This window comes from Microbacterium sp. Ld4, assembly GCF_045066555.1.
Classification (GTDB): Bacteria; Actinomycetota; Actinomycetes; order Actinomycetales; family Microbacteriaceae; genus Microbacterium.
The window spans coordinates 191,259-203,722 of sequence record NZ_JBISHE010000011.1 but is presented as its reverse complement, the minus strand read 5'-3'; the positions used below and the strand labels follow the sequence as shown (position 1 = coordinate 203,722).

At 68.8% G+C, this 12,464-nt stretch carries 13 protein-coding genes and 1 tRNA gene; 9 read left to right on the top strand and 5 right to left on the bottom strand.

The features are described from left to right. The first annotated feature begins 6 nt into the window (after window positions 1-6). The gene (locus tag ACJJV7_RS08340) at window positions 7-276 is read left to right on the top strand and encodes an HPr family phosphocarrier protein (protein WP_405375750.1); all 270 of its coding nucleotides are present in this window, start codon (window positions 7-9) and stop codon (window positions 274-276) included. Between the two features lie 56 nt (window positions 277-332). Here ACJJV7_RS08340 and ACJJV7_RS08335 read toward each other — a convergent pair whose 3' ends face one another. Next, window positions 333-971, bottom strand: coding sequence for an MBL fold metallo-hydrolase (locus ACJJV7_RS08335; protein WP_405375752.1), 639 nt, complete (start codon window positions 969-971; stop codon window positions 333-335). A 93-nt stretch (window positions 972-1,064) separates the two neighbouring features. Here ACJJV7_RS08335 and ACJJV7_RS08330 point away from each other — a divergent pair. Continuing rightward, window positions 1,065-1,140: transfer RNA gene (locus ACJJV7_RS08330), tRNA-Glu, on the top strand. Window positions 1,141-1,190: 50 nt separating this feature from the next. Here ACJJV7_RS08330 and ACJJV7_RS08325 read toward each other — a convergent pair. Both ACJJV7_RS08325 and ACJJV7_RS08320 read right to left on the bottom strand, forming a co-directional pair. After that, window positions 1,191-2,243, bottom strand: a complete 1,053-nt coding sequence (locus ACJJV7_RS08325; protein WP_405375754.1) for a DUF4349 domain-containing protein — start codon at window positions 2,241-2,243, stop codon at window positions 1,191-1,193. Continuing rightward, window positions 2,240-2,800: an RNA polymerase sigma factor gene (locus ACJJV7_RS08320; protein ID WP_405376201.1), complete on the bottom strand. Its 561-nt coding sequence runs from the start codon at window positions 2,798-2,800 to the stop codon at window positions 2,240-2,242. The genes ACJJV7_RS08325 and ACJJV7_RS08320 overlap by 4 nt, the downstream gene beginning before the upstream one ends. A gap of 212 nt (window positions 2,801-3,012) precedes the next feature. Between ACJJV7_RS08320 and ACJJV7_RS08315 the strand changes: the two genes are divergently transcribed. From ACJJV7_RS08315 to ACJJV7_RS08295, 5 genes are all read left to right on the top strand, one after another. After that, on the top strand, window positions 3,013-4,119 hold the full coding sequence (locus ACJJV7_RS08315) for a TerC family protein (RefSeq protein ID WP_405375756.1): 1,107 nt from the start codon (window positions 3,013-3,015) through the stop codon (window positions 4,117-4,119). A gap of 114 nt (window positions 4,120-4,233) precedes the next feature. Then, a complete protein-coding gene (locus tag ACJJV7_RS08310) occupies window positions 4,234-5,058 on the top strand; it encodes an ABC transporter ATP-binding protein (protein ID WP_405375758.1) in 825 nt (274 codons plus the stop codon). 13 nt (window positions 5,059-5,071) lie between these two features. After that, complete coding sequence (locus ACJJV7_RS08305) at window positions 5,072-5,752, top strand: ABC transporter permease (protein ID WP_405375760.1); 681 nt, start codon at window positions 5,072-5,074, stop codon at window positions 5,750-5,752. Then, window positions 5,749-6,474 carry an ABC transporter permease gene (locus ACJJV7_RS08300; RefSeq protein ID WP_405375762.1) on the top strand — a complete coding sequence of 242 codons (726 nt, stop codon included), beginning with the start codon at window positions 5,749-5,751 and terminating at the stop codon, window positions 6,472-6,474. The genes ACJJV7_RS08305 and ACJJV7_RS08300 overlap by 4 nt, the downstream gene beginning before the upstream one ends. 34 nt (window positions 6,475-6,508) lie before the next feature. Then, window positions 6,509-7,426, top strand: a complete 918-nt coding sequence (locus tag ACJJV7_RS08295; protein ID WP_405375764.1) for an ABC transporter substrate-binding protein — start codon at window positions 6,509-6,511, stop codon at window positions 7,424-7,426. A gap of 69 nt (window positions 7,427-7,495) precedes the next feature. Here the strand turns inward: ACJJV7_RS08295 and ACJJV7_RS08290 are convergent, their stop codons facing one another. Together ACJJV7_RS08290 and ACJJV7_RS08285 are read right to left on the bottom strand one after the other, a co-directional pair. Then, window positions 7,496-8,806, bottom strand: coding sequence for an LLM class flavin-dependent oxidoreductase (locus ACJJV7_RS08290; protein WP_405375766.1), 1,311 nt, complete (start codon window positions 8,804-8,806; stop codon window positions 7,496-7,498). Further along, window positions 8,803-10,119 carry an O-acetylhomoserine aminocarboxypropyltransferase/cysteine synthase family protein gene (locus tag ACJJV7_RS08285; protein WP_405375768.1) on the bottom strand — a complete coding sequence of 439 codons (1,317 nt, stop codon included), beginning with the start codon at window positions 10,117-10,119 and terminating at the stop codon, window positions 8,803-8,805. Before ACJJV7_RS08285 ends, ACJJV7_RS08290 begins: the two co-directional genes overlap by 4 nt. A 245-nt stretch (window positions 10,120-10,364) precedes the next feature. Between ACJJV7_RS08285 and leuC the strand changes: the two genes are divergently transcribed. Both leuC and leuD read left to right on the top strand, forming a co-directional pair. Beyond that, on the top strand, window positions 10,365-11,813 hold the full coding sequence (gene leuC, locus ACJJV7_RS08280) for a 3-isopropylmalate dehydratase large subunit (RefSeq protein ID WP_405375770.1): 1,449 nt from the start codon (window positions 10,365-10,367) through the stop codon (window positions 11,811-11,813). Window positions 11,814-11,815: 2 nt separating this feature from the next. Then, window positions 11,816-12,412: a 3-isopropylmalate dehydratase small subunit gene (gene leuD / locus ACJJV7_RS08275; protein WP_405375772.1), complete on the top strand. Its 597-nt coding sequence runs from the start codon at window positions 11,816-11,818 to the stop codon at window positions 12,410-12,412. Window positions 12,413-12,464: the final 52 nt, after the last annotated feature.

The window sequence follows — 12,464 nt, the reverse complement described above, 5'->3', positions numbered from 1 at the left end:
ATCATCATGGCCGAACGGACCGCAACCGTCGCGAGCAGCTCAGGTCTGCACGCCCGTCCCGCGAAGCTCTTCGTGCAGGCGGTGAAGGAGACCGGTGTGCCCGTGACGATCGCCGTCGACGGTGGGCCCGACCTCAACGCCGGCAGCATCCTCACCCTCATGGGTCTGGGCGCCACCAAGGGCACCGTCGTCACCATCAAGGCCGAGGGTGAGGGCGCCGAGGCGGCGCTCGACAGCCTCGTGGCGTTCCTCGAGACGGATCACGACGCGGCCTGAGCGAATCAGGCGAGAACGGATGCCGCGGGGCTCGAGCCCCGCGGCATCCGTCGTCTTCAGAGGTCGGTGCTCTCGCCGGCGGCGAGTTCGATGAACTCGCCGCCGCCCTGCTCGGTCGCCCAGCGGAGCCGGTCGCGGTGCATGCCGAGGCCGATCTGCGACAGGGTCATGTCGTGCGTGCCGAACGCGCGGCGAGGCGCGACCGCGAGGACGAAATCGATCGCCTCGCCGATCTTCAGCCAGGGTGCTCCGACGGGGGTTGCGAGAAGGCCGACCTCGACGCCCGCCGGGACGGCGTAGGAGTCGCCCGGGTAGTAGAACTCGCCGTTGACGAGTACGCCCACGTTGTCCATCGCCGGCAGGGATTCGTGGATCACCGCGTGGGTGCCGCCGAAGAACGACAGGCTGAACGGCCCGACGGTGACGTCGTCGCCGGGGGCGACGGTGGTGACGTCGATGTCCGACGCGGCGGCAGCCACTCCTTCGGGGCCGAAGATCACCGCATCCGGAGCCATCTCGCGAATCTGCTCGAGATGCGTCGGGGTCCAGTGATCCGGGTGCTCGTGGGTCAGGACGACCGCGATGACGTCGGTGAGGTTCTCCAGGGGGAGGGTGAACGCACCGGGGTCGATCAGCAGGGTCTTGCCTTCGCTGTCGATCCGCAGGCAGGCGTGCTCGTGCTTCGTTATGCGCATCCCACCAGTCAAGTCAGCCGCGTCCGAGACGGCAAGGGGCGGCCGATTTTGCGTCCCGTATTTCCTCATGGCATACTTGAACGGTTGCCTGACGGCCCCATCGTATAGCGGCCTAGTACGCTGCCCTCTCACGGCGGTAACGCGGGTTCGAATCCCGCTGGGGTCACCAACACACCAAAACCCTCGACCATTCGGTCGAGGGTTTTGGTGTTTTCCGGCTCAGCGCGATGGATCCGGCTCTTGCCCGGTCGTCCGGCGGTGCCGGATCCGGACGATGAGGCGGACCGCAGCGATCCCCACCCCGATGAGCACCAGCCAGGGCAGCAGGAATCCCAGTCCGACGATGATCCCGTTCAGCGTCGCGACGAGACCGTTCCAGCCCGCGGACAGGCCGTCCCCGAATCCAGCGGGGTCGGCGGCGGCGACGGATGCCGCGGGCTGCGTGAAGGTGATCGTGAGCGTCGACATCGCGACCTGAGAGTCGAGCGCCGTCAACTGCGCGCGGAGCCCGTCGAGTTCGGCCTGCCGTTCGGCGAGCGCCCCCTCCGCCGTGAGGAGGTCGGCCGTCGAGTCGGCTTCCTCGACGAGGGCTCCCAGGCGGTCGACGGAGCGCTCCAGTGCACCGACCCGCGCCCGCAGGTCGACCGTCTGAGAGGTCACGTCTTCGCGCTGCAGCTCGGACGACGCCACGTCGCCGATGTCATCGAGCATCGCCGTCACGGCGGGGAGATCGGATGCCGGCACCCGCACCGTCATCCATGCTCCGCCGACGTACCCGACGTCATCGGCGTCTGCCGTCTGACTGGGCGATGCAGGCAGGGTCAGGGTCTCCACGTAGCCTCCCGCATCCTCCACACGCGTGGCGATCTGTGCGGCGGCCGCGGCGGCATCCGAGGTCTCGAGAGTCGCGCGTGCCGTGGCGACGACGTCGCGTGCGGATTCGGCGCCGGACGCCTCCTGCTCGGGAACGGACTGCGCCTGGCCGAGGTCTTCTGCCCCCTGCTCTGCCGTCGCCCCGCCCGCCCCGGTGTCCATGGTGCTGGCGGCGTCGCCCGACGTCCCTGACCCTGACATCAAGGCCGGACCTGCGAAGGCGGCGACGGCGATGACCGCCGCAGCGGCTCCGGTCGTCAGCCAGCCACGTCGTGTGCGCTGTCGGTGTCGGGATCGCCCCGAGGCGCGCTCGTCCGCGATCGCTCGGAAGAGGTCGCGTTCGATCGCGTCGACGCGGTCGGCGGTCAGCTCGGGCAGGTCGATCTGTTCGGTGCTCATGATCCCTCCGGATCGGTGATCGCCCGAAGACGGGAGCGGATGCGGGAGAGGCGGTTGCGCACGACCGCATGCGAGACGCCGAGGTGCTCTGCCGCGGCGTTGTAGGCGTACCCCTCGCCGGCGCACAGACGGAAGATGTCGCGGTCGAGGGGGGAGAGGTGCGTCAGCTCGACGAGCACGCGTTCCACGAGCGCCCTGCTGATCACCTGCTCCTCGACGTCCACCGTGTCGGCGAGGGTCTCCTCGGCGGCGGCAGCGGTGTGGGTCCGGTCGCGGCGCTGCCGGCGCATCCGGTTCGCGCTCTGGAAGCGGCAGATGGTCACGAGCCAGGGGAGCAGCGAATCGCTCGCGAGGACGAGACCCGGAAGCTTCCGCCACGCCACGAGGAAGGTCTCCTGCATCACGTCCTCCGCATCCGAAGAGTGCCCGAGCAGACCGTGCGCGACCCAGTACACCGGCCTCGCGTAGGCGCGGTAGATCGCGCGGAAGGCCGTCTCGCTACCTCCAGCGGCGGCAGCGACCAGCTCCGCATCGGTCTGCGCGACCGGTTCGCCCATCACGCCCTCACTCGTCTCTCCTCCGGGAAGTGTCACGCGCGCGTCGATCGTCTCACGCGTCCGCGGACGCTATCCTTGGTCCCACGAGAGGGAGTATCCCGGTCTCGCGTTCCCGTCATCACGACCTCCCTCTGCGGGGGTCCGGGTGCGCGCCGCCCCACAGGGCGGGGGAGAGACTCTCGTGGACACCCTCATCTTTTGGAAAGGCCCGAATGGACCTCCCCGTGTGGTTCGAAGTCGGCTCGCTCGTCGTGCTGACTCTCGTCCTGATCGCCGATCTCCTCCTGATCATCAAGCGCCCCCACATCCCCTCCGCGAAGGAGTCGACGCTCTGGGTCGTGTTCTATGTGGCGCTGGCGCTCGTTTTCGCTCTGCTGCTGTGGAGTTTCGCGGGCGGTGAGTACGCCGGACAGTTCGTCGCCGGATGGCTGACCGAGTACAGCCTCTCCATCGACAACCTCTTCGTCTTCGTGCTGATCATGAGCCAGTTCTCGGTGCCCCGGGCGGCGCAGCAGAAGGTGCTCATGGTCGGCATCATCATCGCGCTGATCCTCCGAGGCATCTTCATCCTGCTCGGCGCGGCGATCATCGAGCAGTTCAGCGCGATCTTCTACCTCTTCGGTGCGTTCCTCATCTACACCGCCTGGCGTCAGGCGTTCCCCGGCGAGGAGCACGACGAGGGCGAGAAGAAGGACAGCTTCATCACCCGCATGATCCGCAAGCGGATCGCGATCAGCGACGAGTACGACGGCGCGAAGGTGCGGACCGTCGTGAACGGCAAGCGCATGTTCACCCCGATGGTGATCGTGTTCGCCGCTCTCGGGATGACCGACCTGCTGTTCGCGATCGACTCGATCCCCGCGATCTTCGGCATCACGCAGAGCGCGTTCATCGTCTTCACCGCGAACATCTTCGCCCTGATGGGCCTGCGCCAGCTCTACTTCCTCCTGGGCGGTCTGCTCGACCGGCTCAAGTACCTGCACTACGGCATCGCGTTCATCCTGGCGTTCATCGGCGTGAAGCTCGTCTTCCACGCGATGCACGAGAACGAACTGCCATTCATCAACGGCGGCGAGCACATCGAGTGGGTGCCGGTCATCTCCACCTGGATGTCCCTCGCCGTGATCATCGCCTCCATGGCGGTCGCCACGATCGCCTCGCTCATCGCGTCGCGGCGCGAAGGCCTCCGCGACGAGGTGCCGGCCGCCGAGCGCGAGGGCGTCCGCACCCCCGTCGCCCCGGCGCAGGCCGTCGCCGACGAGCAGGGCACACCCCCGACCGTCGAGCAGAATCCGGACGATCGGCGCGGAACCCCCTGACCCAGGGTCGCAGGACCCACGCGGCCCGGCACGCATACGCTATGAAGTCACTCCGTGACAACAGGCGAATCCGTGTCGGGCCCGTGTGCTTGAGTGGGTGCAGGAGGTAATCCCGTGATCGAATTCCGTGCGGTATCCAAGCGGTATCCCGACGGCACCGTCGCGGTCGACGACTTCAGCCTCGCGCTGCCGGCCCACCAGACGACCGTGTTCGTGGGCTCATCGGGCTGCGGCAAGACGACGCTGCTGCGCATGATCAACCGGATGGTCGAGCCCACCAGCGGCGTGGTCGAGATCGACGGCGAGTCGGTCGCGACGAAGGATGCCGTCGCCCTGCGCCGCAGCATTGGCTACATCATGCAGAACGGCGGTCTCCTGCCGCACCAGACGGTGGCGGCCAACGTCGCGACCGTGCCGGTGCTCCGAGGCACGTCGAAGCGCGAGGCCCGAGCGCGCGCCCTCGACCTCCTCGACGTCGTCGGCCTCGACCGGGCCCTCGCCGATCGTTATCCGCATCAGCTCTCCGGCGGGCAGCAGCAGCGCGTCGGTGTCGCGCGAGGCCTGGCCGCCGAACCGAACATCCTCCTCATGGACGAGCCGTTCGGCGCCGTCGATCCCATCGTTCGCGCGGAGCTGCAGCAGGAGATCATTCGTCTGCAGCGCGACCTCGACAAGACCGTCGTCTTCGTCACCCACGACATCGACGAAGCGTTCCTGCTCGGTGACCAGGTCGTGATCCTCGAGCGCGGCGCCGGCATCGCCCAGGTGGGAAGCCCGAGCGAGATCCTCGAGAATCCGGCATCCGATTTCGTCGCCCAGTTCGTCGGGCTCGAACGGGGTCGACGGGCGCTGAGCCTGAAGGAGACGCCGCAGGGGACCGTCGTCGTCGATTCGGACGGCCGCACGCAGGGTGCGCTCGTCGATCGGCCCGAGGCGTGAGCGGGCGCGCACAGTGACCTGGATCCTCGACAACCTCGACCTGATCCTGTCGCTGACGATCGAGCATCTGCGCCAGAGCGGCATCGCGATCGTCCTGTCCTTCGTGCTCGCGATTCCCCTCGGCGCGCTCGCGTGGCGCTTCCGGCTCGTCCGCGGCGGGATCATCACGCTCACGAGCCTGCTGTACACGATCCCGTCGATCGCCCTCCTCGTGCTCGTGCCGACGGCCCTCGGGATCAGTCTGCTCAGCGAGTTCAACCTCATCCTCGCCCTGACCCTGTACGGGATCGCCCTGATGGTCCGTTCGGTGGCGGAGGGCCTGGACTCGGTCGACGACGATGTCCGACTCGCAGCCGTGGCCATGGGATACGGGCCCCTGCGGCGGTTCGCCACGGTCGATCTGCCGCTCGCCGGTCCGGTCATCCTCGCGGGCCTCCGGGTGACCTCCGTCTCCACCATCGCGCTCGCGACCGTCGGCGCGCTGATCGGAACGAGCAATCTCGGCTACCTCTTCACCAACGGCTACCAGCGCCGGATCACGGAGGAGATCCTTTCGGGCATCGTTGCCGTCGTCATCGTGGCGCTCGTGATCGATCTGCTGCTCGTCCTGGCCGGGCGGTTCGTCCTGCCCTGGGCACGCGCGGCCACGACCGCGGGAACGCGGATCGCCGTGACGACAGGGGCAGCCGCATGAACATCTTCCTCGACGCGATCGCGTGGATCTTCTCGGGAGACCCGGGGCGCGGGCTCGCGCCCATCCCGGTCGCCCTCGCGCAGCACCTCGCCTACACGTTCGCCGCCGTCCTCATCGCGGCCGTCATCGCCGTCCCGCTCGGCTGGATGATCGGTCACACCGGTAAAGGACGCGACATCGCGGTCGCGATCTCGGGCGCCGCGCGCTCCGTACCGTCCTTCGGACTGCTCCTTCTCCTCGTTCTCGTGATGGGCGTCCTGCACAAACCCGAAGCGGCGCTTATCACCTTCGTCCTCCTCGCGATCCCCTCGCTGCTCGCGGGCGCCTACACGGGCTTCGAAGCCATCGACCGCGCGACGATCGATGCGGGCAAGGCGATGGGGATGACGACCGCGCAGGTCCTCCGGCGCATCGAGATCCCGCTCGGGCTGCCCCTGCTCATCGGCGGGTTCCGCGCGGCCACCCTCCAGGTCGTCGCCACGGTCACGATCGCCGCGTACACGAACCTCGGCGGCCTCGGCCAGTACATCATCACGGGGCTGCCGCTGCGCCGGATCGACATGGTCCTGGGCGGCGCGCTGCTGGTCGCGGTCCTCGCACTCGTGATCGACGGACTTTTCGCCCTCCTCGCGACGTTCGCTCTTCCGCGGGGTGTTCGCGCCGCCGCCCACCGATCCCACCCTCGACCCTCGCGGAAGGCCGCAGCAGCGGCATCCGCCTGAACGCACTGCATCACCCACACAGTAAGGAAAGTCCATGTCCCTCACACGCACCCGCATCGCGTCGGCGGCGGCCCTGATCGCTGCCGGCGGTCTGGTCCTCGCCGGCTGCGCCAGCAGCAACCCGCTCGACACCCCCAGCGAATCGGCTCCGGCCGCCGGCGGATCCGACACCATCGTCATCGGATCGCAGCAGTACCCGTCGAACGAGATCATCGCCGAGATCTACGCGCAGGCCCTCGAAGCCGCTGACTTCACCGTCGAGCGCACCTTCAACATCGGTCAGCGCGACGCCTACGTGCCGTCGCTCGAAAGCGGCGAGCTCCAGCTCTTCCCCGAGTACAGCGGAAACCTGCTCCAGTTCTTCGAGCCCGACACCGAGGCGCGCAGCTCCGACGACGTCTACGCCGCGCTCCAGGAGGCGCTGCCCGACGGCCTCACGGTCCTCGACCAGTCGACCGCCACCGACCAGGACTCGTACACGGTCACCGCCGCATTCGCGGAGAAGTGGAACCTGACGTCGATCGCCGACCTGGCGAACGTCGACGAGACGCTCACCCTCGGAGGCGCCCCCGAGCTCGCCGAGCGCCCTTACGGCCCGCAGGGCCTCTCCGATGTCTACGGCGTCGACGTCGAGTTCAGCGGAACCGGTGAGACGACCGTTGACGAACTGCTCGCGGGCACCGTCAACGTCGCGAACGTCTACACGTCCGACCCCCGCATCCAGACCGACGACCTCGTCGTCCTCGAAGATCCCGAGGCGCTGTTCCTGGCCTCGAACGTCGTCCCGGTCGTCAGCGAGTCGGTCGCCGACGAGATCGCCGACGTCATCAACCCGGTCAGCGCAGCCCTGACGCCCGAAGGCCTCGTCGGACTGAACGTCCAGTCGACGGTCGACAAGAAGTCGCCTGAAGACATCGCGACGGAATGGCTCACGGAGAACGGTCTCAACTGACCGCACGGTCGTGAAGCGGGGATCGGCGTCAGCGCCGGTCCCCGCTTTGTCGTGTCGGCGGGCGGCGCGTCAGAAGGGACGGAGGTTGGCGCGAAGGCTCCCCGCGTATTCCGACCGCAGGATGCCGCGGCGGCGGAGGATCGGGACGAGCTCGTCCAGGGCGCGGTGCACCGTGACGGGGTGAAGGTCGCCCCAGAGCAGAACTCCGTCGTTGCCCCAGGTGCCGTACTCCTCGATCCTGTCGGCGAGTTCGTCTGCCGTGCCCACCCATCCCGTGCCGTCGCTCAGGCGACCGAGGCGGGCCTGCGCGGTGAGAAGGTGACGAAGCGGGGCGTCGGGTGCCTGCGCGCCGACGAGACGCGCGATGCTCCCGTGAGAGACGTGGCCGCCGAAGATCGACGGATCGAGCGGGGCATCGAGGTCGAGCGTCGTCAGGTCCGTCTCGAGGTCGCTCGACTGCCGCTCCGCGATCGTCCGCAGCGCCGCATCCGTCGGCGTCAGCGAGGACGCCACGATGCGGTCCGCCTCGTCGGGGGATGACACGATCACCGGCTGGATCGCGAACAGGACCGTCACATCGGCTGGGTTCCGCCCCGCGGCGACGGCGGCCGTGTGGATGCGGTCGCGGTAGGCCCGCACAGAGGTCTCCGTCATCGGCGCGAGGGCGAGCTGCACGTCGGAGTTCGTTCCGGCGAACCCGAGACCGCGTCCCGAGCCGCCCGGAGAGACGACCACCGGTTCGCCACCCGTGAACGGGATGAAGTTGAGGGGTCCGTCGAAGTCGAAGTACTCGCCCCGGTGCCGGGTGGCGGCGAGGCGGCTGCCGTCGGCGTAGCGACCGTGTCCGCGGTCGGCGATGAGGGCGTCGTCCGGCCAACTGCGCCAGAGGTCGCGGATGCCGCCGAGCCACTCCTCCGCCCGGTCGTAGGCCGCGTCGTGGTCGAGCTGCGGCGCCGCGCTGAAGTGCCGCGCGCTGCCGGTATCGGTGACCACGTTGAGCGCGAGGCGATGCCCGCTGAGATGCTGCAGCGTGGCGAACTGCCGGGCGGCGGTGTAGGGGAGCGTCGCTGCCGGGTTCACGGTCGGCGCGATGCCGAGGTTCCGGGTCGCGGCGAAGAGATAGGGCGCCAGCAGAAGCGGATCGAGCTTCGGACCGCCGAACGCCTGCCGCACCCGGAGGTCGATCGTCGCCGGTGAGCCGAGCGAGGGCGCGTCCTCGATGATCAGCAGGTCGAAACCCGCCTGCTCGAGCGTGCGGACGGAGTCCTGGTAGAGCTCCGGCGAGGTCCACGGGTAGTTCCACTCGAGGGAGGGGGTGCCCCAGCCGTGCGGGCCGAAGCCGCGTGCGAGGAACCAGCCGAAGTGCTGCAGCCGGCTCATGCGGCGACTCCGTCGGCGGTGAGGGTGACGGATGCCGCTGCGGCGAGGCCGCGTTCGAGATCGGCGATCAGGTCGGCGACGTCCTCGATCCCGATCGACAGACGGAGCGTTCCCGGGAACACACCGGCGGCGGCCTTCTCAGCGGGGGAGCGCTGCGCGTGGCTCGTGGAGCCCGGGTGCAGCACGAGGGAGCGGACATCGCCCAGGTGGGTCATGTGCGTGATCACGGTGAGTGCTTCGACGAACGCGCGCGCGGCATCCAGGTCCCCCCGGAGGGTCACGGTGAACACCGAGCCGAATCCGCCGCGGAGGTAGCGGCGCGCGAGGTCGTGGGTCGGGTGACTCTCGAGGCCGGCGTGGTGGACGGCAGCGACGTCGGGGCGTGCCTCGAGCCAGGTCGCGACGGCGAGGGCGTTCGCCGACTGCCGTTCGACCCGCAGGCTGAGGGTCTCGGCGCCCTGGCCGATCAGGAACGCGTTCAGGGGCGACGGGGTCGGACCGAACCGGGGTGCGACGCTCTCGCGGAGGTGCGCGATCCGGGCGTTGCCGCCGTGGCGCTCCCAGGCGCTGGCGCCGCCCGACCGGGTCCGTTCGACCAGGTGGGGGTACCGTGCGCCGTGTGCGACGTCGAAGCGTCCGTCGTCGATGATCGCGCCGCCGAGGACCGACCCGTGGCCGGCCAGGAACTTGCTCGCCGAGTGGACGACGATGGCCGCGCCGTGCTCGAGCGGACGGACGAGGTAGGGCGTCGCGAAGGTGTTGTCCACGATGAGCGGGATGCCGTGCTCGTCACCGACAGCGGCGATGGCCGCGATGTCGAGCACGTCGTTCCGGGCGTTGGCGATGGACTCTGCGAACAACGCACGGGTCTCGGGCCGGATCGCCGCTCGCCACGCACCCGGGTCGCCGATGTCGTCGATGAAGGTGGTCGTGATCCCCAGACGCTCGAGGTTCTCTACGAAGAGGCCGCGGGTCCCCTCGTAGATGTGGGTGGATGCCACCAGGTGGCCGCCTGCGGAGACGAGCCCGAGGATGGCGACCGCGACGGCGGCCTGACCGCTCGCCAGCAGGAGCGCCTCGGCGCCCCCTTCGAGCGAGGCGAGCTTCCGCTCGACCGCGTCGACGGTGGGGTTGCCCGTCCGGGTGTAGCCGAAACCGTCGCCGGTCCCGAAGTGCGCTGCCGCCTCGTCGAGGGTGTCGAAGGTGAATCCCGCCGTGAGGTGGATGGGCAGCGCACGCGGCGTGGCAGAGACGGCATCCGTCCCCACATGCACCTGACGTGTCGCGAATCCGTCGCCCGTCGTCCCGCTCATCGCTCGTTCCTCTCGCTCGCGCTGTCAGGCTCCCATGACGGCGCGGCGGGGCTTGTGGATGCGTCGCGGTGTTACGCGGGCGGGCGGCGTCACCTGCCACCGACGCCGACGTGCCCGGTGGTAGTCTGGCGCGATGCGGTTCGATCGTCTTCTTCTTAGCGGCCGCGGTGGGACCTCGTTCTGAGCCCTCTCCCGCCGCGGAGTCCGGTCTGGGCTGAGATCCCTGCAGAGGAGAACGAAACAGCATGAGCATTTCCCTTCCCGATCGTCCCCGCACGCTGGCTGAGAAGGTCTGGGACGACCATCTCGTCGTCAAGGGCGAGGGTGGTCAACCCGACCTCATCTACATCGACCTCCATCTCGTGCACGAGGTGACGAGCCCCCAGGCGTTCGACGGCCTCCGTGCCGAGGGGCGCCCGGTGCGGCGTCTCGACCTCACGATCGCGACCGAGGACCACAACACCCCGACGCTCGACATCGACAAGCCGATCGCCGATCTCACCAGCCGTACGCAGATCGAGACGCTCCGCCGTAACGCCGCGGAGTTCGGCGTGCGACTGCACTCCCTCGGCGACAAGGAACAGGGCATCGTGCACGTCGTCGGTCCGCAGCTGGGCCTCACGATGCCCGGCGTGACCGTCGTGTGCGGCGATTCGCACACGTCCACGCACGGCGCGTTCGGCGCGATGGCGTTCGGCATCGGCACGAGCGAGGTCGAGCACGTGCTCGCCACGCAGACACTGCCGCTCACGCCGTTCAAGACGATGGCGATCACCGTCGAGGGCGACCTCAAGCCGGGGGTGAGCGCGAAGGACATCATCTTGGCGATCATCGCCAAGATCGGCGCGAACGGCGGTCAGGGCTACGTCCTCGAGTTCCGCGGCTCCGCGATCCGCTCCCTCTCGATGGAGGGCAGGATGACGATCTGCAACATGGCGATCGAGGCGGGCGCGCGCGCCGGCATGATCGCCCCCGACGAGATCACCTTCGCCTACGTGAAAGACCGCCCGCACGCCCCTCAGGGCGCGGACTGGGACGACGCGGTCGCCTACTGGCGCACGCTGCCCTCCGACGACGGCGCCGTCTACGACGCCGAGGTGTTCCTCGATGCGGGTGAGCTCGAGCCGTTCGTCACGTGGGGCACCAACCCCGGTCAGGGCGTCTCGCTGAGCGGTGTCGTCCCGAACCCGGCCGACTTCGCCGATGCCAACGATCGCGCCGCGGCAGAGCGCGCCCTCGAGTACATGGATCTCGCCCCGGGAACCCCCCTCAAGAGCGTTCCCGTCGACGCGGTCTTCATGGGCTCGTGCACCAACAGCCGCATCGAGGATCTCCGGCAGTTCGCCTCGATCGTCGCGGGCCAGAAGAAGGCCGACGGGGTGCGGGTGATGGTCGTCCCCGGCTCCGCCCGGGTCAGGCTCGAAGCCGAAGCCGAAGGCCTCGACAAGGTCATCCTAGATTTCGGGGCCGAATGGCGTTTCGCCGGCTGCTCCATGTGCCTCGGCATGAACCCCGACCAGCTGGCACCGGGCGAGCGCTGCGCGTCGACGAGCAACCGGAACTTCGAAGGCCGACAGGGCAAGGGCGGCCGCACCCACCTCGTGTCGCCCCAGGTCGCGGCCGCCACGGCGATCCTCGGGCACCTCGCGAGCCCGAGCGATCTGCGCACGCTCGTCGAGACGGAGGTCTTCTGACCATGGACGCGTTCACCACCCACACCGGGATCGGCGTGCCGCTCACCCGCTCCGCCGTCGACACCGACCAGATCATCCCGGCCGTATACCTCAAGCGCGTGACGAAGACGGGCTTTGACGACGCGCTCTTCGCGAACTGGCGGCAGAGCCCGGACTTCGTGCTCAACCAGGATGCCTACCGGGCCGGCTCCGTGCTCGTCGCCGGCCCCGACTTCGGCACCGGCTCGAGCCGCGAACACGCTGTCTGGGCGCTTCGGGACTACGGTTTCCGGGTCGTGCTGAGCCCGAAGTTCGCCGACATCTTCCGCGGGAACGCCGGCAAGCAGGGCTTGCTCACCGGAGTCGTCGAAGAGAACGAGATCGAGCAGATCTGGGCGATTCTCGAGAGCGCTCCGGGTACCGAGATCACGGTAGACCTCGAGACACGCTCCGCGCAGATCGGCGACCTCCGGGTCTCGTTCCAGATCGACGATTACACTAGGTGGCGGCTTCTCGAAGGGCTCGACGACATCGGGCTCACCCTGCGCAATGAGGAAAAAATCACGCAGTTCGAGGCGCGCCGCGAGGCGTGGCGGCCACGGACACTCCCCGTCCTCTAGCCGGATCGCGCCCCACAACGGGCGGTCCTGCGCTTCCTCGACACACTAATGA

Coding starts and splice junctions, on each gene's coding strand:
- ACJJV7_RS08340 (WP_405375750.1), top strand. CDS start 7: ATGGCCGAACGGACCGCAACCGTCGCGAGCAGCTCAGGTCTGCACGCC.
- ACJJV7_RS08335 (WP_405375752.1), bottom strand. CDS start 971: ATGCGCATAACGAAGCACGAGCACGCCTGCCTGCGGATCGACAGCGAA.
- ACJJV7_RS08325 (WP_405375754.1), bottom strand. CDS start 2,243: ATGAGCACCGAACAGATCGACCTGCCCGAGCTGACCGCCGACCGCGTC.
- ACJJV7_RS08320 (WP_405376201.1), bottom strand. CDS start 2,800: ATGGGCGAACCGGTCGCGCAGACCGATGCGGAGCTGGTCGCTGCCGCC.
- ACJJV7_RS08315 (WP_405375756.1), top strand. CDS start 3,013: ATGGACCTCCCCGTGTGGTTCGAAGTCGGCTCGCTCGTCGTGCTGACT.
- ACJJV7_RS08300 (WP_405375762.1), top strand. CDS start 5,749: ATGAACATCTTCCTCGACGCGATCGCGTGGATCTTCTCGGGAGACCCG.
- ACJJV7_RS08295 (WP_405375764.1), top strand. CDS start 6,509: ATGTCCCTCACACGCACCCGCATCGCGTCGGCGGCGGCCCTGATCGCT.
- ACJJV7_RS08290 (WP_405375766.1), bottom strand. CDS start 8,806: ATGAGCCGGCTGCAGCACTTCGGCTGGTTCCTCGCACGCGGCTTCGGC.
- ACJJV7_RS08285 (WP_405375768.1), bottom strand. CDS start 10,119: ATGAGCGGGACGACGGGCGACGGATTCGCGACACGTCAGGTGCATGTG.
- leuC (WP_405375770.1), top strand. CDS start 10,365: ATGAGCATTTCCCTTCCCGATCGTCCCCGCACGCTGGCTGAGAAGGTC.
- leuD (WP_405375772.1), top strand. CDS start 11,816: ATGGACGCGTTCACCACCCACACCGGGATCGGCGTGCCGCTCACCCGC.